The organism is Enterobacter cloacae complex sp. 2022EL-00788 (assembly GCF_026627565.1).
Taxonomy (GTDB): Bacteria; Pseudomonadota; Gammaproteobacteria; order Enterobacterales; family Enterobacteriaceae; genus Enterobacter; species Enterobacter pasteurii.
Window position 1 is genome coordinate 429067 of record NZ_JAPNMC010000002.1, and the last position, 23091, is coordinate 452157.

The window sequence follows — 23091 nt, forward strand, 5'->3', positions numbered from 1 at the left end:
GTTTGTTAACATTCTGCTAAATTATCGTGGGTAAGGTTACCCAGATAAGGGAGATATGATGAAGCAGGCATTACGTGTAGCAGTTAGTTTTTTAATGCTGTGGGCAGCTGTACTGCACGCAGAAGTACGTATCGAGATCACCCAGGGGGTGGACTCGGCGCGTCCGATTGGTGTCGTTCCGTTCCAGTGGGCAGGCCCGGGCGCTGCGCCTGAAGATATTGGCGGCATTGTTGCAGCTGACCTGCGTAACAGCGGTAAATTTAACCCATTAGATCGTTCCCGCCTGCCTCAGCAGCCGGGTACTGCGCAGGACGTTCAGCCTGCTGCATGGTCTGCACTGGGTATTGATGCGGTAGTTGTTGGTCAGGTTACGCCTGCACCAGACGGCGGCTATAACGTTGCGTATCAGCTGGTTGATACCGGCGGTGCGCCGGGTACCGTTCTGGCTCAGAACACGTATAAAGTGAACAAGCAGTGGCTGCGCTACGCTGGCCATACGGCGAGTGACGAAGTGTTCGAGAAGCTGACCGGTATTAAAGGTGCGTTCCGTACCCGTATCGCGTACGTGGTTCAGACCAACGGCGGACAGTTCCCGTATGAGCTGCGCGTCTCTGACTACGATGGCTACAACCAGTTCACCGTTCACCGTTCTCCACAGCCGCTGATGTCTCCGGCATGGTCTCCTGACGGCTCCAAACTGGCGTACGTGACCTTCGAGAGCGGCCGTTCCGCGCTGGTTATTCAGACGCTGTCTAACGGTGCCGTGCGCCAGGTTGCTTCATTCCCACGCCACAACGGTGCACCTGCGTTCTCTCCGGATGGGACTAAGCTGGCCTTTGCCCTGTCTAAAACCGGTAGCCTGAACCTGTATGTGATGGATATTGGATCTGGTCAGATCCGCCAGATCACGGACGGCCGTAGCAACAATACTGAACCAACCTGGTTCCCGGACAGCCAGAATCTGGCCTTTACGTCTGACCAGGCGGGTCGTCCACAAGTTTATAAAATGAATATCAACGGCGGAGCAGCGCAGCGTATTACCTGGGAAGGTTCTCAGAACCAGGATGCTGACGTCAGTGCCGATGGTAAAACAATGGTAATGGTCAGCACTGCGGGTGGTCAGCAGCACATTGCCAAACAAGATCTGGTAACGGGAGGCGTACAAATACTGTCGTCAACGTTCCTGGATGAAACGCCAAGTCTGGCACCTAACGGCACTATGGTAATCTACAGCTCTTCTCAGGGGATGGGATCCGTGCTGAATCTGGTTTCTACAGATGGGCGTTTCAAAGCGCGTCTTCCGGCAACTGATGGACAGGTAAAATCTCCTGCCTGGTCGCCGTATCTGTGATAATAATTAATTGATTACTAAAGGAATCTTAGAAATGCAACTGAACAAAGTGCTGAAGGGGCTGATGATCGCTCTGCCTGTAATGGCAATCGCAGCGTGTTCTTCTAACAAGAACGCAAGCAATGACCAGAGCGGCGAAGGCATGATGGGTGCCGGCACCGGTATGGACGCTAACGGCAATGGCAACATGTCTTCTGAAGAGCAAGCGCGTCTTCAGATGCAGCAGCTGCAGCAGAACAACATCGTTTACTTCGATCTGGATAAATACGACATCCGTTCTGACTTCGCTGCAATGCTGGATGCGCACGCAAACTTCCTGCGTAGCAACCCGTCTTACAAAGTCACCGTAGAAGGTCACGCGGACGAACGTGGTACTCCAGAGTACAACATCTCCCTGGGTGAACGTCGTGCGAACGCTGTTAAAATGTACCTGCAGGGTAAAGGCGTTTCTGCTGACCAGATCTCCATCGTTTCTTACGGTAAAGAAAAACCAGCAGTACTGGGTCACGACGAAGCGGCTTACTCCAAAAACCGTCGTGCCGTACTCGTTTACTAAGAGAATTGCATGAGCAGTAACTTCAGACATCATCTGATGAGTCTGTCGTTACTGGTTGGAATAGCGGCCCCCTGGGCCGCTTTTGCTCAGGCACCAATCAGTAGTGTCGGCTCAGGCTCGGTAGAAGACCGGGTCACTCAACTCGAGCGTATCTCTAACGCTCACAGCCAGCTTTTAACTCAACTCCAGCAGCAACTTTCCGACAACCAGAACGATATCGATTCCCTTCGTGGCCAGATCCAGGAGAGTCAGTATCAGCTTAATCAGGTTGTGGAACGCCAGAAGCAAATCTTGTCGCAGATGGATAGCCTGAGCAGCGGCGGTGCGGCTGCACAGCCCGCAGCAGGCGATCAAAGCGGTGCGGCGACGCCTGCACCTGCGGCAGATGCCTCCGCGTCGTCTGGAGCGCCTGTACAGAGCGGTGACGCGAATACGGACTACAACGCGGCCATTGCCCTGGTTCAGGACAAGGCGCGTCAGGACGATGCTATCGTTGCGTTCCAGAACTTCGTGAAGAAGTACCCCGATTCCACTTACCAGCCAAATGCGAATTACTGGCTGGGTCAGTTGAATTACAACAAGGGTAAAAAGGATGATGCGGCGTTTTATTTTGCCTCTGTGGTGAAAAATTACCCGAAATCACCGAAAGCGCCTGATGCGATGTTTAAAGTCGGCGTGATCATGCAGGACAAAGGCGACACTGCAAAAGCCAAAGCGGTTTATCAGCAGGTGGTTGCGAAATTCCCGGGCACCGACGGCGCCAAACAGGCGCAAAAACGTTTGAGTTCGATGGGTTGATTATCGCATGACCAGAAATCGCGTTATTTCTGGTCGTGCAGCATGATTCCTAAGCAGTTAAGTGATCTTCATCGAAATTTTTGTTGCGCTGAATTCTTAAATCAGTAATATATGCCGCCGTTGCCACGGGATATCAAACAACGTGAAAGCAGCATAAAAGTGGGTCGTTAGCTCAGTTGGTAGAGCAGTTGACTTTTAATCAATTGGTCGCAGGTTCGAATCCTGCACGACCCACCACTTAACGCAGTTCCGGCAGTACAGAGTGGGTGATTAGCTCAGTTGGTAGAGCATCTCCTTTACACGGAGGGGGTCGGCGGTTCGAGCCCGTCATCACCCACCACTCGGGTCGTTAGCTCAGTTGGTAGAGCAGTTGACTTTTAATCAATTGGTCGCAGGTTCGAATCCTGCACGACCCACCAATTTTAATGTCTTACTCGAGATATTAAACGTGAAGGATAACGTTGCTTCAGCAACGGCCCGTAGGGCGAGGCGAAGCCGAGTCATCCTGCACGACCCACCGCTTTAAAAGTGGAACCGAGTAAATCTTCGAAGTCAGCACCCGAATGGGTCGTTAGCTCAGTTGGTAGAGCAGTTGACTTTTAATCAATTGGTCGCAGGTTCGAATCCTGCACGACCCACCACTTCGAAGAAAAATCCCGCAAGGGGTCGTTAGCTCAGTTGGTAGAGCAGTTGACTTTTAATCAATTGGTCGCAGGTTCGAATCCTGCACGACCCACCAATTTTAATGTCTTCCTCGAGATATTAAGCGTGAAGGATAAAGTTGCTTCAGCAACGGCCCGTAGGGCGAGGCGAAGCCGAGTCATCCTGCACGACCCACCAGTGTAAAAAAGCGCCCTAAAGGCGCTTTTTTGCTATCTGTCGTTCCCCGGCCGTTGCCCGACAAATGCTGCAGGCATCAATTCACGATGACATTTCGACTCGAATTCGCTATCTTGTTTAGTATATAAAACACCGTTGCCATCATTTTTGCTATCTCCTGCAAAACAAAGGCAATATTGTTAAGCCAGTAAAACGAGAAGCCATAATGAGTGTGATGTTTGATCCAGAAGCCGCGGTTTATCCCTTTCCGCCGAAGCCAGCGCCACTAAGCCGGGATGAAAAGCAGTTCTACCGTGAGAAAATCAAGCGCCTTCTGAAAGAGCGAGATGCGGTGATGGTGGCGCATTACTACACCGACCCGGAAATTCAGCAGCTGGCCGAAGAGACGGGCGGCTGCATTTCGGATTCCCTGGAGATGGCGCGCTTCGGTGCTAAACATCCCGCTTCCACGCTTCTGGTCGCTGGCGTGCGGTTTATGGGCGAAACGGCAAAAATCCTGAGCCCTGAGAAAACGATCCTGATGCCGACGCTGAGTGCGGAATGTTCTCTCGATCTTGGCTGCCCGACAGATGCATTCACAGCCTTCTGCGATGCTCATCCGGACCGGACCGTCGTGGTCTATGCCAACACGTCCGCCGCGGTAAAGGCGCGTGCAGACTGGGTGGTTACGTCCAGCATCGCCGTTGAGCTGATTGAACATCTGGACAGCCTGGGGGAGAAAATCATCTGGGCACCCGATCGCCATCTCGGTAACTACGTGCAAAAACAGACCGGTGCTGACGTGCTGTGCTGGCAGGGGGCCTGTATCGTTCACGACGAGTTTAAAACCCAGGCACTCACCCGCATGAAAGGGCTATACCCGGACGCCGCTATCCTGGTGCATCCGGAATCCCCGCAGTCAATCGTCGATATGGCGGATGCCGTCGGCTCGACCAGCCAGCTTATCAGTGCCGCAAAAACCCTGCCGCACAGGCAGCTCATCGTGGCGACCGATCGCGGTATCTTCTACAAGATGCAGCAGGCCGTACCGGAAAAAGAACTGCTCGAAGCCCCCACCGCCGGAGAAGGGGCGACGTGCCGCAGCTGCGCCCACTGCCCGTGGATGGCGATGAATGGCCTGAAAGCCATTGCGGAGGGGCTGGAAAACGGCGGGGCTGCGCATGAGATCCATGTGGATGCTGCTCTGCGTGAAGGTGCATTAATTCCGCTTAACCGTATGCTGGATTTTGCGGCTACACTACGTACTTAACCTGTTACGCCCCGGAGAAAAAATGGATTTTTTTAGCACACAGAACATCCTGGTTCACATCCCGATTGGTGCGGGCGGCTATGACCTGTCGTGGATTGAGGCGGTGGGTACGCTGGCCGGTTTGCTCTGCATCTGGCTGGCCAGCCTTGAGAAGATCGGTAACTATGCGTTCGGGCTGATTAACGTCACGCTGTTTGCAATCATCTTCTTCCAGATCCAGCTCTATGCCAGCCTGCTTTTGCAGCTGTTCTTCTTTGCGGCCAATATCTATGGCTGGTATGCCTGGTCGCGGCAAAACAGTCAGCAGGAGGCGGAACTGCAAATCCGCTGGCTGCCGCTGCCCAAAGCCATCGCCTGGCTCGCTGTCTGCGTGGTCGCTATCGGCTTAATGACCGTCTTTATCGATCCGGTATTTGCCTTCCTGACGCGCGTGGCGGTTTCGGTGATGTCCGGTATGGGGTTAAACGTCACCATGCCTGCGCTTCAGCCGGACGCCTTCCCGTTCTGGGATTCCTGCATGATGGTGCTGTCAATTGCCGCAATGATCCTGATGACCCGTAAATACGTGGAAAACTGGCTGCTGTGGGTGGTCATCAACGTGATTAGCGTGGTGATTTTTGCCCGTCAGGGCGTTTATGCCATGTCGCTGGAATACATGCTGCTGACCTTTATCGCCCTTAACGGTAGCCGCATGTGGATTAACAGCGCGCGTGAGCGAGGCTCTCGCGCGCTTTCCCGCTAATGGTGATGCGCGTGTGAATGGCCGGACTGCGCCTCGTTCAGGTGGCAGTCTGGCCCGCTACACGCCTGATACTCCATCTGTATGGTGGAGTGCGCAATCTCGTAGTGATGCTCAAGGAAGTGCTGAATACGTTCAAGCAGCGCGTCGTGATCGTGGGGCGGAACAACCTGAACGTGCAGCGTCATGAGCGGTTTCTCGCCTACCAGCCAGACGTGAACGTGATGAACGTTACGCACTTCAGGAATGGAGCGACTCAAATTGCGCTTGAGCTCGCCGATGTCCAGGGACGCAGGTGCACCCTCCAGAAGCTCATTCACGCTCTCTTTTAACAGGCGCCAGGCGCTGCGTAACACCAGGCACGACACCAGCACCGACAGAATCGGGTCAACAGGTGTCCATCCGGTACCCATAATAATCAGCGCGGCCACAATCGCACCAACCGAGCCCAGCAGGTCGCCCAACACATGCAGCGCCGCAGCCCGCACGTTCAGATTTTTTTCACTGCTGCCGCGGTGCAAAATCCAGAATGCCAGAATATTGGCCAGTAACCCGGCGATGGCAATGACCATCATCGTCGTCCCGGCTACCGGCTGCGGATGCATGAAGCGCTGAATAGCTTCCCAGACGATAAGAAGGGTAATCACCACCAGCGCAATCGCATTTACGAAGGCGGCAAGCGTTGTCAGCCTGAGCCAGCCAAACGTGTGGCGAGCATTGGGGGGACGGCGGGCAAACTGCACGGCAAGCAGGGCAAACAGCAGGGCGGCGGCGTCGGTAAGCATATGCCCCGCATCGGCCAGCAGGGCCAGCGATCCGGATATCAATCCACCGATAACCTCGATCACCATAAACGTGGCGGTGACGCCGAAAGCCAGCAGAAGCCGTTTGGCGTTTTCATCGCCGGAAGGGGAAGAATGAGAGTGGGAGTGCGCCATGGTATCGTTCCTGATTTATTATTATTTTTAGTGTAGCGTTTTTAAGAGCTTAAATAAAAAAGGAGAGCACGCGCTCTCCTTATTTCATCTTACCGATGATTACTGGGTGGTGCCGTCCGTTTTGGTATCGGCATCGCTACCTACTTTGTCATTCGGGTCCGGGCATTTCCCGTCTTTACACATTGAGTTTTTGTGAACCTCGTCAGTGGTCATGCCGTCATGGTTCATCGTGCCGGTATTTGTCCCGCCGGTGTTGGTGTGGCCGGTGTTGATGTCGTTATTATCAACCTTATTAGGGGCGATATTCTCTTTTGCATCCGGGGCGACCTGGCCCGCAGCAGCAGCGGCATTAGCATCGCCGTTGCTGGTAGAGCCTGAAGAGTTTGCATCGGCTGCCAGTACGCTGCCGCTTGCCAGGGTAAGGGTTGCCGTCAGGAAAAGCGTAGTCAGTTTCGTCATTTTCATCATGGTGCTCCTGTTCTTATCGTTACGCTGGATAACATTCTCCAACAGTGCATCTTGTTCAGTGGCGAAAGATCCCGTACTCCCGAGCAATGTCAGAATGGGATCGCGTATAAATATTTAAAATCAGTCGTTACAAGTAAAAAGCTTAGGCCAGATCTCATTTTTCGCTATTTTGTTGCGTATTTTTGGTAAATTCCAGGAATTATCTGCGCGAAGTGTAAAAGCCCGTTTACACTTCGTGGCCGACAAGTTAGATTGAAAGCATTGCTTTCATTACTAAAGATATGGCAGAGCCGGAAACAAGATGAATTATCAGAACGACGATTTACGTATTAAAGAGATCAATGAGTTATTACCTCCCGTAGCGCTACTTGAAAAATTCCCCGCCACCGAAAATGCCGCCAACACGGTGTCACATGCCCGCAAGGCGATCCACAAGATCCTGAAAGGTAGCGACGATCGTCTTCTGGTGGTGATTGGGCCATGCTCCATTCACGATCCTGCCGCGGCCAAAGAGTACGCGGCGCGCCTGCTCGCCCTGCGCGAAGAGCTGAAAGGCGAGCTGGAAATCGTGATGCGCGTCTATTTTGAAAAACCGCGTACCACCGTGGGCTGGAAAGGGCTGATCAACGATCCGCATATGGATAATAGCTTCCAGATCAACGACGGCCTGCGTATTGCGCGTAAGCTGCTGCTGGAGATCAACGACAGCGGGCTGCCTGCTGCCGGAGAGTTTCTTGATATGATCACGCCGCAGTATCTGGCTGACCTGATGAGCTGGGGCGCGATTGGCGCGCGTACCACGGAATCTCAGGTTCACCGCGAGCTGGCGTCTGGCCTGTCATGCCCGGTTGGTTTCAAAAACGGCACCGACGGCACCATCAAGGTCGCCATTGACGCGATCAACGCGGCTGGCGCGCCGCACTGCTTCCTCTCGGTAACCAAGTGGGGCCATTCCGCCATCGTGAACACCAGCGGTAACGGTGACTGCCATATCATTCTGCGCGGCGGCAAAGAGCCAAACTACAGCGCCAGACACGTGGCGGAAGTGAAGGCCGGGCTGGAGAAAGCGGGCCTGGAGCCGCGGGTGATGATCGACTTCAGCCATGCGAACTCGAGCAAACAGTTCAAAAAGCAGATGGAAGTCGGTGCGGATGTTTGTCAGCAAATCGCCGGCGGTGAGCACGCGGTCATTGGGGTGATGATTGAGAGCCACCTGGTGGAAGGCAACCAGAATCTTGAGGGCAGCGAGCCGCTTGTCTACGGCAAGAGCGTGACCGATGCCTGCATTGGCTGGGATGATACCGACGCGATCCTGCGCCAGCTGGCCGGGGCGGTAAAAGCGCGTCGCGGCTAATTGTCCCCAGGCAATAAAAAAGCGTGGATTGCTCCACGCTTTTTTTATGTCCGCGAAAATTACTTCGCTTTACCCTGGTTGGCGACGGCCGCGGCTTTTGCAGCGATTTCGTCAGCGTTACCCAGATAGTAATGTTTAACTGGTTTGAAGTTTTCGTCGAACTCGTACACCAGCGGCACGCCGGTAGGGATGTTCAGCTCGAGGATTTCATCTTCACCCATGTTGTCCAGATATTTCACCAGCGCACGCAGGGAGTTGCCGTGAGCCGCGATAATGACGCGCTCGCCGCTCTTCAGGCGTGGCAGAATGGTTTCGTTCCAGTAAGGCACGACGCGATCGATGGTCAGCGCCAGGCTTTCGGTCTGCGGCAGCTCGGCTTCGGTCAGCTTCGCGTAACGCGGATCGTGACCCGGATAACGCTCGTCATCTTTGGTCAGCTCTGGTGGAGTTACCGCAAAACCACGACGCCACTGCTTAACCTGCTCGTCGCCATATTTTTCTGCGGTTTCCGCTTTGTTCAGACCCTGCAGCGCACCGTAGTGACGCTCGTTCAGTTTCCAGGATTTCTCAACCGGCAGCCAGGCCTGATCCAGCTCGTCCAGAATGTTCCACAGGGTATGGATGGCACGTTTCAGCACAGAGGTGTAAGCAAAGTCAAAGGTGAAGCCTTCTTCCTTCAGCAGCTTACCCGCCGCTTTCGCTTCGCTTACGCCTTTCTCGGACAGATCAACGTCATACCAGCCGGTGAAGCGGTTTTCGTTGTTCCACTGGCTTTCGCCGTGGCGCACCAGGACAAGCTTAGTATTAGCCATTTCTTACTCCTCAAGCATTTTGAATGATAACAATTCTCATTATATTGCCGTGACCGTGCCAGCAGCAACGCTTAACCCTAACCATAGCGAAAATAGTTCGAGAGTGTAAGATGCATGTGAATCCAGGGTTATGATTTTGTCTGCAATCGTCGCTATTTTCAGCAAAACGCGTATAAAAAAGCCCTCACGGAGAGGGCCTGACGCTTTTTGCAGGGCGGCGCTACGCTTGCGCCACCGGGCTTAAGCGCGCGTAACGAAATGGTATTCGGTGACGCTAACGTACTCTTCCCCTGGACGCAGCACGCAGTCCGGCTGCGGCCATTCCGGATGGTTAGGGCTGTCCGGCAGAAACTCGCTTTCCAGCGCCAGCCCCTGCCAGTCGCTGTAGTCGTTGTGCTCGCGTGCCGTGGTACCTCCCAGATAGTTACCGGAGTAGAACTGCAGGGCAGGAGCGGTGGTGTACACCGTCATCTGTAGTTTCTCGTCAGCGGACCAGACCCGTGCGGCAGGCTGAGCAAGATCGCCTTTTGCCTGCAACAGGAAGGCGTGGTCGTAACCTTTCACCTTGCGCTGATCGTCATCGCTCAGGAAATCCTGCGCGATGGTTTTCGGCTGACGGAAATCGAAGCTACTGTCGCTTACCGGTTTCAGCCCCTGATAAGGGATGCCTGCTTCATCGACCGGCAGGTATTCCTCCGCCAGGATTTGCAGCTTATGGCTGCGGACATCGCTCTGGCTACCGTCGAGGTTGAAATAGGCGTGGTTCGTCAGGTTGACCGGACACGGCTTATCGACCGTTGCGCGGTACTCAATGACGATGCGGTTATCCTCGGTCAGCGTGAAGCGAGCGGTCGCGGTGAGATTGCCCGGGTAGCCCTGGTCTCCGTCAAGGGAGTCCAGAGAGAACCATACTTCGCCGTCATTTTGCTGCGCAATTTTCCAGCGGCGCTTATCAAAGCCTTCCGGTCCGCCGTGCAGCTGATTCTCGCCCTGGCTTGAAAGCAGAGAATATCCAGCGCCGTCCAGCTCAAAGCGGCTTTTGGCAATGCGGTTGGCGTAGCGGCCTATGGAGGCGCCAAGAAAGGCGGTCTGCTCAATATACTGCTCTGGCGACGCGCAGCCGAGCAGGGTTTCGCGCACGCTGCCGTCAGGCATCGGCACGCGGGCAGAAAGTAGCGTTGCGCCCCAGTCCATCAGCGTAACCACCATCCCGGCGCTGTTGCGCAGGGTTAACAGGCGATACGGCAGACCATCCGGTGCGAGTGTAGGTATTTCGTTTAGCACTGTCCGGCTCCTTGTGATGCTTTACAGACGTAGAAAGTTTCTTTGATGCCCGTTCTGGCTTCGTACTGCTTAGCCACGGCGTCCTGGACGGCAGGGACCAGCTCTTCCGGCATCAGGGCGACGATACACCCGCCAAACCCGCCGCCGGTCATGCGTACCCCGCCTTTGTCGCCAATCGTGGCTTTTACAATCTCAACCAGCGTGTCGATTTGCGGCACGGTGATTTCGAAATCGTCGCGCATGGAGGCATGAGATTCTGCCATCAGCTCGCCCATCCGCTTCAGGTCACCTTTCGCCAGCGCGGAGGCGGCCTCTACAGTACGGGCATTTTCCGTCAGTATATGACGCACGCGCTTCGTGACAACGGGATCCAGCTCGTGGGCGACCTTGTTAAACTCCTCAAGCGAAACATCGCGCAGGGCCGGCTGCTGGAAGAAACGCGCGCCGGTTTCACACTGTTCGCGACGCGTGTTGTATTCGCTGCCCACCAGGGTACGCTTGAAGTTACTGTTGACGATCACCACTGCTGCCCCTTTCGGCAACGGAACCGCTTTGGTTCCGAGGGAGCGGCAGTCAATCAGCAGCGCATGATCTTTCTTGCCCAGCGCGGAGATCAGCTGATCCATAATGCCGCAGTTGCAGCCCACGAACTGGTTTTCCGCTTCCTGACCGTTCAGGGCGATCTGCGCGCCGTCCAGCGGCAGATGATAAAGCTGCTGGAACACGGTGCCGACCGCGACCTCCAGCGATGCAGATGAACTCAATCCCGCACCCTGCGGCACGTTGCCGCCGATCGTCAGATCGGCCCCGCCGAAATTCTTGTCGCGTTTTTGCAGGTGCTTCACCACGCCGCGAACATAGTTGGCCCACTGCTGGCTCTCGTGGGTGACGATCGGCGCATCGAGGGAAAATTCGTCAATTTCGTTGTCGTAATCCGCGGCGATTACCCGTACTTTACGATCGTCGCGTTTCGCGCAGCTGATGACCGTCTGGTAGTCGATGGCGCATGGCAGCACGAAACCGTCGTTGTAGTCGGTATGCTCACCGATCAGGTTAACGCGGCCGGGCGCCTGGATAACGTGGGTGGCAGGGTAGCCAAATTTTTCAGCAAACAGGGATTGTGTTTTATCTTTCAGACTCATTTTTAGACTCCTGATTCGCGGTAGTGGACGTCGCTAACGGCACGCAGACGCTCTGCCGCCTGTTCCGCCGTCAGGTCACGCTGGGTTTCCGCCAGCATTTCGTAGCCCACCATGAATTTACGTACCGTCGCGGATCGCAGCAGCGGCGGGTAAAAATGGGCATGCAGCTGCCAGTGTTGATTCTCTTCGCCGTTAAACGGCGCGCCGTGCCAGCCCATGGAGTACGGGAAGGAGCACTGGAAGAGGTTGTCGTAACGGCTGGTCAGCTTCTTCAGCGCCAGCGCAAGGTCGTCTCGCTGGGCGTCGCTGAGGTCGGTAATGCGCTGAACAGGCGCTTTTGGCAGCAGCAGGGTTTCAAACGGCCACGCCGCCCAGTATGGCACCACGGCAAGCCAGTGTTCCGTTTCCACCACGGTACGGCTGCCGTCCGCCAGCTCCCGCCGGGTGTAATCCACCAGCATCGGTGAGCCGTTCTGGGTGAAATACGCTTTTTGCAGACGATCTTCGCGCTCGGCTTCATTTGGCAGGAAGCTGTTCGCCCAGATCTGCCCGTGCGGATGGGGGTTAGAACAGCCCATCGCCGCGCCTTTATTTTCAAACACCTGCACCCACGGGTAGGTTTGGCCCAGCTCCGCCGTTTGCGCCTGCCAGGTGGACACCACCTCTTTCAGCGCCTCAACGCTCAGCTCCGGCAGCGTTTTGCTGTGATCGGGAGAGAAGCAGATTACGCGGCTGGTGCCTCGGGCGCTTTCGCAGCGCATCAGCGGATCGTGACTTTCCGGCGCGTCCGGCGTGTCGGTCATCAGCGCCGCAAAATCGTTAGTAAAAACGAAGGTGCCTTTGTAGTCCGGGTTTTTATCGCCCGTTACGCGCGTATTGGCCGGACAGAGGAAGCAGTCCGGGTCATGCTGAGGCAGCGTCTGTTTAGCAGGCGTCTCCTGCGCGCCCTGCCAGGGGCGCTTGGCGCGATGCGGAGAAACTAAAATCCATTGCCCGCTGAGCGGGTTAAAACGACGATGCGGGTGATCGACGGGGTTGAATTGCGTCATGACAAATCCTTAGTCCGGATAGCCCTGCGGATGGCGTGACTGCCAGTGCCAGGTATCCTGTGCCATTTCATCAAGCGTGCGGGTGACACGCCAGTTAAGCTCTTTATCCGCTTTGGTGGCATCGGCCCAGTACGCAGGGAGATCGCCATCACGGCGGGGGGCGAAGTGATAGTTCACCGGCTTGCCGCAGGCTTTGCTGAAGGCATTTACCACATCCAGCACGCTGCTGCCGATCCCGGCGCCGAGGTTATAAATATGCACGCCAGGTTTATCTGCCAGCTGCTGCATCGCCGCCACGTGGCCGTCGGCCAAATCCATGACGTGAATGTAATCGCGCACGCCGGTGCCGTCTTCGGTGGGGTAATCGTTGCCAAAAATAGCCAGGGAATCACGACGGCCCACGGCCACCTGCGCGATATACGGCATCAGGTTATTAGGAATACCCTGCGGATCCTCACCCATATCGCCTGACGGATGCGCGCCAACCGGATTGAAGTAGCGCAGCAGCGCAATGCTCCACTCGGGCTGCGCTTTTTGCAGGTCGGTCAGGATCTGCTCCACCATCAGCTTGCTTTTGCCATACGGGCTTTGCGGCGTGCCGGTCGGGAAGCTTTCAACGTAAGGAATTTTTGGCTGGTCGCCGTAGACGGTCGCGGAGGAGCTGAAGATAAAGTTTTTGACGTTTGCGGCACGCATGGCGGAAATCAGACGCAGGGTACCGTTAACGTTGTTGTCGTAGTACTCAAGCGGTTTAGCCACCGATTCGCCAACCGCCTTCAGGCCCGCGAAGTGGATCACGGTCTCAATCTCGCGATCGCGAAGGATTTCGGTCATTAACGCTTCATTACGGATATCGCCTTCCACGAAGGTCGGTCGTTTACCCGAAAGACGTTCAATGACGGGCAGCACGCTGCGCTTGCTGTTGCACAGGTTATCAAGGATGACGACATCGTGCCCGCTTTGCAGCAGTTGCACACAGGTATGACTTCCGATGTAACCGCTACCACCTGTTACCAGAACTCGCATATTACGCTCCATTAGGCTTATGGTATGAATTAACCATAGCATATCAGAGACGCTAAAAGTGTGACATGGGATAAAATAGTGGTATCGTTTACACTGCTTTTCAAACTCGCTTTTTCACAGACTGGGTGCATTTTAGATCAAAGAGATAGAGATGTATTGTTGCAGGTTATCTGAAAAGCGGAGGGCAGCGCCCTCCGGCAGTTAATCGATTTTGCTGAGCAGATAGCGGTAGCGCTCGCCGTCAGGGACAAACTCCAGCCGGTGGGTAATGCAGGACGGGGCATCCTCAGCGTGGTGCGACACGAACAGCAGTTGGGTTTCCCCCTCGCTGATCAGCACGTCCACAAAGCGGCGGATCAGCTGGCGGTTCAGCGGATCCAGCCCCTGCAACGGTTCGTCCAGAATCAGCAGCGTAGGGTGTTTAACCAGCGCGCGGACGATTAACGCCAGCCGCTGCTGCCCCCACGACAGGCCGTGGAACGGGGCGTCGGCTACCCGGTTGTCCATGCCCAGAATATCCAGCCACTGCTGCACCAGCTTGTGCTGCTTATCCGATACCGCCTGATAAATGCCGATGGAATCAAAGTAGCCGGAGAGGATCGCGTTGCGCACCGTGGTGCTCACGCGGTAATCCAGATGCAGGCTGCTGCTGACATAGCCAATGTGCTTTTTGATGTCCCAGATGGTTTCCCCGCTGCCGCGACGGCGGCCGAAGAGGGTCAGATCGTTGCTGTACCCCTGCGGATGATCGCCGGTAATCAGGCTCAGCAGCGTGGATTTACCCGCCCCGTTAGGGCCGGTGATCTGCCAGTGTTCACCCGGATTAACCGTCCAGCTGAGGTGATTAAGAATAGGGCGATCGTCATAAGCCACCACGCCGTCGCGCAGCACGATGCGCGGCTGATCGGGATCCAGCCCGCGTCGTGCCGATGGCGCATCCGGCTCCGGCAGGGCGATGCCGTCCAGCTTTTCGCTGTGCGCCAGCTGCGCAACCAGCGCCTGGCGCAGCAGCGTTGCTTTTTCCCCGGTTTCGGTCAGGCTACAGTCTGCCAGCACGCCCGCGTGCTGTACGAAATCAGGAATTTCATCAAAGCGGTTAAGGACCAGCACAACGGTGTATCCCTGCTGGTTGAGCGTCGCCAGCAGCGCGGCCAGCTGTGCGCGGGACTGTACGTCCAGGCCGTCAAACGGCTCATCCAGAATGAGGAGCTCCGGCTCGCCCATCAGCGCCTGGCACAGCAGCGCTTTGCGCGTCTCGCCGGTAGAAAGGTATTTGAAGCGTCGGGTAAGCAGGGCGGTAATGCCAAACTGCTCCGCCAGCTGGCGGCAGCGGGCAGGATCTTTTATCTCATCCTGGATAATTTCCGCCGTCGTGCGGCCGGTATCTTCTTCGCCAGGGCTGAGCATATCGGTATTGTTACGCTGCCACTCATCGCTGACCAGCTTCTGCAGCTGCTCAAAGGAAAGGCGCGTCAGCCGGGTGAATCCACACTCGCGCTGACCCTTCAGCTGGGTTAGTTCCCCCGCCAGGGCGCGGGCCAACGCTGATTTTCCGCTGCCGTTAGTGCCCACAAACGCCCAGCTTTCTCCGGCGCGTAAGGTTAACTCAGGCAGCGACAGGGTACGGGTATCGCTAAGACGAAACGTGCCTTGCGAAATATGCAATGATGACATGTGTTATCCCATTTTTTGCAGCAACAGATGTCAGGGATACCCAGAGTCGGATGGATTGTCAATGCGCTTAGCACAATGTGGCGATAATCACCCGGTCTGCATTGAAATATGCGGTCACGACAGCATCTTCTTCTAATTCAGCCGCGTCGTTTACCGGAACGGTGGCGCAAAGCGTCTGGCCGTCCGCAAGGGTCATCAGCACCTCGCACTGTTCTTCACCGCGTTCAATATGGCTGATGCTTCCCTGAAGCTGGTTATCCGCTTCTGCTGCATGTTCGGGATAGCGCGTGATGCCGATCCAGGGCGCCTTCAGTAATATCAGCACTTCGCTACCTTCGTTTAGCCCGAGGCGTTGGCTGCTTTGCGCGGTGACGGCGGCTTTCAGGCGCGTCGTGCCGTCTGCGAGCAGGATCTCAATGTGCTCCTGCACCGGGGAACGATCGCGTCCCGTTACCGTACCAAACCACTGGTTACGGGCGCTGGTCTGTAACGAGAAGCGGGAGATGGCGGCCAGCAGGCTGTCCAGCGGCAGGCTGTCGTCATCGCTTAACACATCAAATGCCTTTTGCTGGATCTGTGCCAGTAAATCGTAGAGCTGGATCAGCCGTTGCCCGTAGCGCGTTAATGCGGCGCCGCCGCCGCCTTTTCCGCCCGTGGCACGGTCAACCAGCGTCTGCTCGCTCAGGGTGTTCATCTCGTTGATCGCGTCCCAGGCGCTTTTATAGCTGATGCCGGCGTTTTTGGCTCCCTGGCTAATCGAGCCAGTTTGTTCTATTTGTTTTAACAGGGCGATGCGTCGCGGATCGGCGAAAAGCTTCTGCTGAAGTCGTAGGGTGAGGAGAATTTCGGCCTGCATAACGGTGTCCCGGCAAAAAGGCTATTGTGACCCAAATGCCCTGATGCGCAAAGCGCACCGCACAAAAGGGGATGTTTTTATTACTTTTCAGGGTAGAATAAGCCGTTCACAAGATCTGGAGAAAACCATGTTAGAGTTGTTGAAAAGTCTGGTATTCGCGGTAATCATGGTGCCAGTAGTGATGGCTATCATCCTCGGTGCCATCTACGGCCTGGGTGAAGTGTTCAACGTCTTTTCGAACATTGGTCATCGTCGGGACCAGCCTAAAAAGCAGCAATAATTTCCTCCAAAACGCCCGGCCAGCCCGGGCGTTTTGCTCTCAAGTTTCCCTCTTTTCCGCCGATATCATTTACAACGTTCCTTGAGCTTACTCATTAATCGGTACGATTTAGCGCTAGGAACGCCTGTGATATATCGTTATATTTATTTTTATATAACGATACGCACAGGAGCTTCAAATGGCACGTTCATGGGTACGCCTTTTCGCAGGGGCAACGCTGACGCTTTCACTCACCGGGCACGCGCTGGCAGATGAGGGAAAAATCACGGTCTTTGCGGCGGCGTCGCTGACTAACGCGATGCAGGATATTGCTGCGGTATACAAAAAAGAGAAAAACGTTGAGGTCGTTTCGTCGTTTGCCTCCTCGTCCACGCTGGCCCGCCAGATTGAAGCCGGGGCGCCTGCCGATCTGTTCATCTCTGCCGACCAGAAATGGATGGATTACGCGGTTGAGAAAAAGGCTGTTGAAACGGACACCCGTGAAACCCTGCTGGGAAATAGCCTGGTGGCGATCGCGCCTGCAAACAGCAGGCAGGGCGACATCGCCATTAACAAACAGACGGACTGGACCCGTCTGCTCAACGGTGGCCGTCTGGCGGTAGGCGATCCCGCGCATGTCCCGGCCGGGATTTATGCGAAGGAAGCGCTGCAAAAGCTGGGCGCCTGGGAGACGCTGTCGCCGAAGCTGGCACCTGCGGAAGACGTGCGCGGCGCGCTGGCGCTGGTAGAGCGTAACGAAGCCCCGCTCGGGATTGTGTATGGCTCTGATGCGGTTGCCGGTAAAGGCGTGAAGGTGGTGGGCACCTTCCCGGAAGACTCGCATAAGAAAGTGGAATATCCTGTTGCGATAGTTGATGGACATAAAAATGCGACCGTGACGGCCTTCGTTGATTACCTGAAGGGGCCGGAAGCGTCCGCGATCTTTAAACGTTACGGATTTACGACTCACGAATGATATTGACCGAACCTGAATGGCAGGCCGTGCTGCTGAGCCTGAAAGTCTCTTCCCTGGCGGTTGCGCTGAGCTTGCCCTTTGGGGTGTTCTTTGCCTGGTTACTGGTTCGCGTGAAGTTTCCAGGCAAAGCCCTGCTCGACAGCGTTCTTCATCTCCCGCTCGTGCTGCCGCCCGTGGTGGTCGGCTATCTGCTGCTGGTCTCAATGGGGAGGCGCGGTTTTATCGGTGAATGGCTGTACGACTGGTTTGGACTCACCTTTGCTTTCAGCTGGCGCGGCGCGGTGCTTGCCGCGGCGGTGATGTCCTTCCCGCTGATGGTGCGCGCCATCCGCCTGGCGCTGGAAGGGGTTGATATCCGCTTAGAACAGGCTGCCCGCACGCTGGGCGCAGGCCGCTGGCGGGTGTTTCTGACCATCACGCTGCCGCTCACGTTACCGGGCATTATCGTCGGCACGGTGCTGGCCTTCGCCCGTTCGCTGGGCGAGTTTGGTGCAACTATCACGTTTGTATCAAACATTCCGGGCGAGACGCGTACCATCCCGTCTGCGATGTATACCCTGATTCAGACGCCGGGCGGCGAAGGAGCGGCGGCCCGGTTGTGCATTATTTCGATCGTGCTCGCCCTGGTCTCGCTGCTGGTGTCTGAGTGGCTGGCGCGCCTCAGCCGTGAACGGATGGGGAAACAGTGATGCTGGAACTCAACTTTACCCAGACTCTGGGCAACCACACGTTGACGCTGAACGAAACGCTGCCTGCCAGCGGCATCACCGCCATTTTTGGCGTTTCCGGGGCGGGCAAAACGTCGCTGATTAATGCGATTAGCGGCCTGACGCGTCCTCAGTCCGGCCGCATTGTGCTGAATAACCGCGTCCTGAATGACGCAGAAAAGAAGATCTGCCTTGCACCTGAGAAGCGCCGCATCGGCTATGTGTTTCAGGATGCGCGCCTGTTTCCCCACTACAGCGTGCGCGGCAACCTGCGCTACGGTATGGCGAAAAGCATGGCCGGACAGTTTGATAAGCTGGTGGCGCTGCTGGGCATCGAGCCGCTGCTGGATCGCCTGCCGTCTTCGCTGTCGGGCGGTGAAAAACAGCGCGTGGCGATTGGCCGCGCCTTGTTAACCGCGCCGGAACTGCTGCTGCTGGATGAACCGCTGGCCTCGCTGGATATTCCGCGCAAGCGCGAGCTGCTGCCGTATCTGCAACGTCTGGCGCGTGAAATCAACGTTCCAATGCTGTACGTCAGCCATTCGCTGGACGAGATCTTACATCTGGCCGACAAAGTGCTGGTGCTGGAAGCGGGCGGCGTGAAGGCCTTTGGTAACCTGGAAGAAGTGTGGGGCAGCAGCGTCATGCATCCATGGCTGCCAAAGGAGCAGCAGAGCAGCATTCTGAAGGTGAGCGTGCTGGAACACCATCCGCACTATGCGATGACCGCGCTGGCGCTGGGCGATCAGCATCTGTGGGTCAATAAAATCGACACGCCGCTACAGTCGACCATACGGATCCGCATTCAGGCGTCGGACGTCTCTCTGGTGCTGCAACCGCCGCTGCAAACCAGTATCCGCAATATACTGCGCGCCAGAGTGGCGCAGTGTTTTGACGATAACGGTCAGGTAGAAGTGCAGCTGGAGGTGGGCAGCAGAACGCTGTGGGCGCGCATCAGCCCGTGGGCCAGGGATGAGTTAGGCATCAGGCCTGGCCTGTGGCTCTACGCGCAAATCAAGAGCGTCTCCATCACCGCCTGATTACAGCAGGTGGGTATAGATATACTGCGCGATGCTGTCGGTGGTGTTCTCGCCAATCACCACGTCAGCCCGCGCTTTCACCGCGTCATCGGCGTTGCCCATCGCCACGCCCGTGCCGGCAGCTTCGAGCATGCTGATGTCATTATAGTTATCGCCAAACGCAATCACATCCCGCATTGACCAGCCCTGAGACTCAACGAACTGGGTCAGCCGTTTGCCTTTGCTGTTGCCTTTACGGGCAATATCTACCTGATCGTGCCACGACCATTCGCATTCCAGGCCCAGGGTGTGCTCGACATGTTTAGCGAAGGTATTAAGTTTGGTGGTGTCTTCATCGGTCAGGGCGAATTTCCAGATGGCGTCGACATCCGCCGCCGCCTGGCGCAGGGAAGGCACCTGAGTGAATACCGGACGCTGCGCTTCCGGCAGGGACAGCGCCCAGTTGCTGGTGCGGATCACGTGGCCGGTCGGGCGCTCATACATCATGGCGTTATCCACGTACATCAGGCCATGAATGGCGTGCTCATCCAGTAAATCAATCAATTGCAGCGCCTGAGAAACGGGAAGCGGATCGGACGTTAAAACCTTTTTCGCCTGATAATCATACAAATAGGTGCCATTACAACAAATTGCAGGTGTATCTAAGCCCAGTGCCTGATAAAAAGGATGAATGGCAACGTGATGTCGACCCGTTACGATGAGGAGTTGATACCCCGCTTCCTGGGCTCTTTTTAGGGCTTCGAGAGAAGAGGGGAGCAGGGTTTTCTGAGGGGTAAGCAGTGTTCCGTCTAAATCCAGGGCAATCACTCGCGAGGTCATTTTTTCTTCCGGGTTAATGTTGAATTTAAGGCCTGTCGGGATGGTACACCGAGAGCGGATCCCTGCAAAATCCCGAACTACAATTCAGCATTCACCGTTAAAAATAATCAGGAGTATTCATGAAACAAACCGTTTATACCGCCAGTCCTGAAAGTCAGCAGATCCATGTCTGGCGTTTGAATACAGAAGGTTCGCTTACGCTGGTTCAGGTTGTTGATGTGCCAGGCCAGGTTCAGCCGATGGTCGTCAGCCCGGATAAACGTTTTCTTTATGTCGGCGTGCGCCCGGAATTTCGCGTACTGGCCTACCGCATCTCCCCGGATGATGGCGCGCTGACCTATACCGCAGAAGCACCGCTGCCGGGCAGCCCGACCCATATTTCTACCGACCATAAGGGCAACTTTATCTTCAGCGGCTCCTACAATGCAGGCTGCGTGAGCGTCACCCGCCTGGAAGACGGTATTCCGGTTGAAACGGTCGACGTGGTGGAAGGGCTAGAAGGTTGCCACTCAGCTAACATTTCCCCGGATAACCGCACGCTGTGGGTGCCGGCGCTGAAGCAGGATCGCATCTGTCTGTTCACCCTGAGCGAAGACGGCCATCTGGTCGCGCAAAGCCCGGCGGAAGTGACCACCGTGGAAGCGGCAGGCCCGCGCCACATGGTCTTCCATCCGAATCAGCAGTATGCCTACGTGGTAAACGAGCTGAACAGCTCGGTAGACGTGTGGGAGCTGAAAGATCCTAACGGTCAGATTGAGTGCGTGCAGACGCTGGACATGATGCCGTCTGACTTCTCCGACACCCGCTGGGCGGCCGATATTCATATCACGCCGGATGGCCGTCACCTGTATGCCTGTGACCGTACCTCCAGCCTGATCACCGTATTTAGCGTCTCTGAAGACGGCAGCGTGCTGGCGATTGAGGGCTTCCAGCCGACAGAGACCCAGCCGCGCGGCTTTAATGTCGATCACAGCGGCAAATACCTGATTGCGGCGGGGCAGAAATCCCACCACATCGCGCTGTATGAAATCAAGGGCGTGCAGGGGCTACTGGAAGAGAAAGGACGCTATGCGGTCGGCCAGGGGCCAATGTGGGTTGTGATTAACGCGCACTGATCCGCAGAAAGCAAAAAACCTCGCAAATGCGAGGTTTTTTTACGCCCGGTGGTAGCCGGGTGAGCACATCAAAACGTAACCAACGCGGCCATCATAATATTGGCTTAGGATGATGTAAATTCATCATCCGCCTAAAAAAGGAGTTATGACGTGATGGTAACTCTATATCTGTAATAAAATCAGTTGATTATATGCTTACCCTTTATAAATTCCTAAACTCGCCACAACTGTTTTTATGTACAGTGATGGTCTGATATTATTCTGCGCGTTGGTTTGATGTGTTGCAGTTCCGCAATTCAGGATCCTTTTTAAGTCCTGGCTGTCGGGTGGTGCCGACAGTGCCTAAACTGCGGAGCACATCAAAACATAACCAACACACCTCGGGCGACAGGCAGCGGAAAGGTAAGCCAGAGGAGAAGTGCTCTATACCAAAGGAGTGGCGTATGAGCGGTGTGGAATGGGCAATTCTGTTCCTGCAACTCATGGTTGCAATTATGCAACTATTGGATGCGTTTCTTAAGTTCGGTACCTGATGTATCCAGTCGCAGTAAAAAGGGGGATTAAAAATCCCCCTTTTACGCTTATTTTACTGCTTCGGCTCGGCAACCACCTTGCTACCCAGACCGCGGTTGTTGTATTCCCACATGCGGTTGAAGTTAGCGTCGTTCAGATTGCGCTGCACCTTCTCTTTATCATCCACCGTGCCGGTGTTGCCGGAGAACGGACGTTTGGAGATCGCCGCGTCTGCCCACGGTTTCGCCACGTTGAAGCCTTCGTTAATCACGCTGTCGCGGATCACCACCTGACCGTTCGTGGCGGAGTCCACGTCCAGCGAGCGGCCAAGCTGCGCAACGCCGTCACCGGCAGCCGTAAAGCGGCTGTTAACGGCCAGGAAGCCATAGAAGAGGTTAGACTGCGTGGCCGGCGCGAACACGTAACCTTCCTGCTGAGTGCGCGAGTTCACCACGCGGAAGTCGGTGTTCTCGAACACCACCGCACCGCGACCGGACACCATATCCACATCACCTTCAACGTAGCTGTTGGTAACCAGGGTGCGCGTCAGGCGGTTATTCTGGAGGGTATTCTGCACGCCGCTGTTGGTGACGAAGAAGGTGTTCTGACGGCCAAGAATATTGACGTTGTTGATTTGTACCTTGTCGCCATCGCTGCGCAGCGCCACGGCCTGGTGATTACCTGCGTCAACGCTGTCGCCCAGGGTGTTCTGAATGGTCAGATTCTGTAACTGCAGGCCGTTGTTCTGGGACCAGAATACCGCCGAGCACATCACGCCAACGGTGGCGGCACGCTTGCTCTGGCATTTATCAAACATATACCACGCCGGTTTGCCTGGCATGTATTTGCCCGCCGGGTTCACCAGATGGCGCCAGGCCGCGCCGTCGAGCTCTGAATCAATTGCCAGGCCAATTTTTACGTCGACCGCTTTTTCGCCCAGGCCGTAAATGGTAATGCTGCCAGGGGCCGCCGGAACGTACACGGTGCCTTCGTATTCACCCGGCAGGATCGCAATGTACTGACGAGATGCGCTGTGTTTGGTGATTGCCGCATCGACCGCTGCCTGAATAGAGGTGTGCGTGACGCCCTGCGCCCCGGCCGGGCCAACAACGAAGTCTGGCTGTTTCGGCAGGTTAATAGAAGAAGGCGTCCACGGGGCAGCGTTTGGATCCATCGACGAGAAATAGTGCGCACGGGTGAAATTCTTCGCTTCATCCGCAGACAGAACAGGGCGGGAAGCGGTGCCCGGAGCAACCTGCTCAGAGGGTTGCTGATCCGGTGGTGTTGAGCTGCACGCGGATAAAGTCACGCCAAAGGCAAGTGCCAACGCCAGACGGGAAATCCTGGAAATAGTCAAGGTAATGCTCCTGGGTATGCAAGTCTTATCTGGATAGACGAAATAGCCTGCTTTTTTATACTAAGTTGAGCGAAACGGGAAGATAAAAAGGGGAAAAGTTGCACTTTTGCCCGGAGGGGACGGGAAAGTCATCACAAATAAATAACATTTTGCCTCAGGGCAGTTGACA

23 protein-coding genes and 5 tRNA genes are annotated in these 23091 nt (G+C 55.7%); 17 read left to right on the plus strand and 11 right to left on the minus strand.

The window, feature by feature from the left end:
- Positions 1–58: 58 nt before the first annotated feature.
- The 10 genes from tolB (at position 59) to pnuC (ending at position 5536) form a co-directional block, all read left to right on the plus strand.
- Entirely contained in the window at positions 59–1351 is a 1293-nt protein-coding gene (gene tolB, locus OWK27_RS04645; protein ID WP_045308832.1) for a Tol-Pal system beta propeller repeat protein TolB, read from the plus strand.
- A 34-nt stretch (positions 1352–1385) separates the two neighbouring features.
- Complete coding sequence (pal, locus tag OWK27_RS04650; protein WP_003858578.1) at positions 1386–1907, plus strand: peptidoglycan-associated lipoprotein Pal; 522 nt, start codon at positions 1386–1388, stop codon at positions 1905–1907.
- Between the two features lie 9 nt (positions 1908–1916).
- Positions 1917–2705, plus strand: a complete 789-nt coding sequence (cpoB, locus tag OWK27_RS04655; RefSeq protein ID WP_242174775.1) for a cell division protein CpoB — start codon at positions 1917–1919, stop codon at positions 2703–2705.
- Between the two features lie 161 nt (positions 2706–2866).
- Positions 2867–2942: transfer RNA gene (locus OWK27_RS04660), tRNA-Lys, on the plus strand.
- A 27-nt stretch (positions 2943–2969) separates the two neighbouring features.
- Positions 2970–3045: transfer RNA gene (locus tag OWK27_RS04665), tRNA-Val, on the plus strand.
- A 3-nt stretch (positions 3046–3048) separates the two neighbouring features.
- Positions 3049–3124 (plus strand) — tRNA-Lys (locus OWK27_RS04670).
- Between the two features lie 146 nt (positions 3125–3270).
- Positions 3271–3346, plus strand: a tRNA-Lys gene (locus OWK27_RS04675).
- A gap of 22 nt (positions 3347–3368) precedes the next feature.
- Positions 3369–3444 (plus strand) — tRNA-Lys (locus OWK27_RS04680).
- Between the two features lie 306 nt (positions 3445–3750).
- Positions 3751–4794, plus strand: coding sequence for a quinolinate synthase NadA (gene nadA / locus OWK27_RS04685; RefSeq protein WP_267589922.1), 1044 nt, complete (start codon positions 3751–3753; stop codon positions 4792–4794).
- A 22-nt stretch (positions 4795–4816) separates the two neighbouring features.
- Entirely contained in the window at positions 4817–5536 is a 720-nt protein-coding gene (pnuC, locus tag OWK27_RS04690) for a nicotinamide riboside transporter PnuC (protein WP_242174770.1), read from the plus strand.
- Here the strand turns inward: pnuC and zitB are convergent.
- Positions 5533–6471 (minus strand): CDF family zinc transporter ZitB, encoded by a 939-nt coding sequence (gene zitB, locus OWK27_RS04695; RefSeq protein WP_242174769.1) that lies wholly within the window; start codon positions 6469–6471, stop codon positions 5533–5535. The genes pnuC and zitB overlap by 4 nt on opposite strands.
- Positions 6472–6570: 99 nt before the next feature.
- The gene (locus OWK27_RS04700) at positions 6571–6936 is read right to left on the minus strand and encodes a protein YbgS (protein WP_148420860.1); all 366 of its coding nucleotides are present in this window, start codon (positions 6934–6936) and stop codon (positions 6571–6573) included.
- Positions 6937–7240: 304 nt separating this feature from the next.
- Between OWK27_RS04700 and aroG the strand changes: the two genes are divergently transcribed.
- Positions 7241–8293, plus strand: a complete 1053-nt coding sequence (aroG, locus tag OWK27_RS04705) for a 3-deoxy-7-phosphoheptulonate synthase AroG (RefSeq protein ID WP_148420797.1) — start codon at positions 7241–7243, stop codon at positions 8291–8293.
- 59 nt (positions 8294–8352) lie between these two features.
- On the opposite strand, the gene gpmA is transcribed toward aroG, so the two are convergent.
- The 7 genes from gpmA to modE all read right to left on the minus strand — a co-directional run bounded on the left by gpmA (position 8353) and on the right by modE (position 16136).
- Positions 8353–9105 carry a 2,3-diphosphoglycerate-dependent phosphoglycerate mutase gene (gene gpmA, locus OWK27_RS04710; RefSeq protein WP_148420796.1) on the minus strand — a complete coding sequence of 251 codons (753 nt, stop codon included), beginning with the start codon at positions 9103–9105 and terminating at the stop codon, positions 8353–8355.
- Between the two features lie 240 nt (positions 9106–9345).
- Positions 9346–10389, minus strand: coding sequence for a galactose-1-epimerase (gene galM, locus OWK27_RS04715; RefSeq protein WP_267589923.1), 1044 nt, complete (start codon positions 10387–10389; stop codon positions 9346–9348).
- A complete protein-coding gene (gene galK / locus OWK27_RS04720) occupies positions 10383–11531 on the minus strand; it encodes a galactokinase (RefSeq protein WP_148420794.1) in 1149 nt (382 codons plus the stop codon). The genes galM and galK overlap by 7 nt, the downstream gene beginning before the upstream one ends.
- A 2-nt stretch (positions 11532–11533) precedes the next feature.
- The gene (gene galT, locus OWK27_RS04725; RefSeq protein WP_267589924.1) at positions 11534–12580 is read right to left on the minus strand and encodes a galactose-1-phosphate uridylyltransferase; all 1047 of its coding nucleotides are present in this window, start codon (positions 12578–12580) and stop codon (positions 11534–11536) included.
- A gap of 9 nt (positions 12581–12589) precedes the next feature.
- On the minus strand, positions 12590–13606 hold the full coding sequence (gene galE / locus OWK27_RS04730) for a UDP-glucose 4-epimerase GalE (RefSeq protein WP_148420792.1): 1017 nt from the start codon (positions 13604–13606) through the stop codon (positions 12590–12592).
- 201 nt (positions 13607–13807) lie between these two features.
- Positions 13808–15280, minus strand: coding sequence for a molybdate ABC transporter ATP-binding protein ModF (gene modF / locus OWK27_RS04735; protein WP_252003295.1), 1473 nt, complete (start codon positions 15278–15280; stop codon positions 13808–13810).
- 67 nt (positions 15281–15347) lie between these two features.
- Positions 15348–16136: a molybdenum-dependent transcriptional regulator gene (modE, locus tag OWK27_RS04740; protein WP_252003296.1), complete on the minus strand. Its 789-nt coding sequence runs from the start codon at positions 16134–16136 to the stop codon at positions 15348–15350.
- Between the two features lie 127 nt (positions 16137–16263).
- Between modE and OWK27_RS04745 the strand changes: the two genes are divergently transcribed.
- From OWK27_RS04745 to modC, 4 genes are all read left to right on the plus strand, one after another.
- Positions 16264–16416, plus strand: coding sequence for an AcrZ family multidrug efflux pump-associated protein (locus OWK27_RS04745; RefSeq protein WP_003858549.1), 153 nt, complete (start codon positions 16264–16266; stop codon positions 16414–16416).
- Between the two features lie 178 nt (positions 16417–16594).
- Positions 16595–17371, plus strand: a complete 777-nt coding sequence (modA, locus tag OWK27_RS04750; RefSeq protein ID WP_148420789.1) for a molybdate ABC transporter substrate-binding protein — start codon at positions 16595–16597, stop codon at positions 17369–17371.
- Positions 17368–18060, plus strand: a complete 693-nt coding sequence (modB, locus tag OWK27_RS04755; RefSeq protein ID WP_148420788.1) for a molybdate ABC transporter permease subunit — start codon at positions 17368–17370, stop codon at positions 18058–18060. The genes modA and modB overlap by 4 nt, the downstream gene beginning before the upstream one ends.
- Complete coding sequence (gene modC / locus OWK27_RS04760; RefSeq protein ID WP_267589925.1) at positions 18060–19118, plus strand: molybdenum ABC transporter ATP-binding protein ModC; 1059 nt, start codon at positions 18060–18062, stop codon at positions 19116–19118. The genes modB and modC overlap by 1 nt, the downstream gene beginning before the upstream one ends.
- On the opposite strand, the gene OWK27_RS04765 is transcribed toward modC, so the two are convergent.
- A complete protein-coding gene (locus tag OWK27_RS04765; RefSeq protein ID WP_148420786.1) occupies positions 19119–19937 on the minus strand; it encodes a pyridoxal phosphatase in 819 nt (272 codons plus the stop codon).
- Positions 19938–20056: 119 nt separating this feature from the next.
- Between OWK27_RS04765 and pgl the strand changes: the two genes are divergently transcribed.
- Both pgl and tisB read left to right on the plus strand, forming a co-directional pair.
- A complete protein-coding gene (gene pgl, locus OWK27_RS04770) occupies positions 20057–21052 on the plus strand; it encodes a 6-phosphogluconolactonase (RefSeq protein WP_267589926.1) in 996 nt (331 codons plus the stop codon).
- 443 nt (positions 21053–21495) lie between these two features.
- Complete coding sequence (gene tisB / locus OWK27_RS04775) at positions 21496–21585, plus strand: type I toxin-antitoxin system toxin TisB (RefSeq protein ID WP_148420784.1); 90 nt, start codon at positions 21496–21498, stop codon at positions 21583–21585.
- Positions 21586–21638: 53 nt separating this feature from the next.
- Here tisB and OWK27_RS04780 read toward each other — a convergent pair whose 3' ends face one another.
- Positions 21639–22922 (minus strand): putative acyl-CoA thioester hydrolase, encoded by a 1284-nt coding sequence (locus OWK27_RS04780; protein ID WP_176610855.1) that lies wholly within the window; start codon positions 22920–22922, stop codon positions 21639–21641.
- Positions 22923–23091 lie beyond the last annotated feature (169 nt).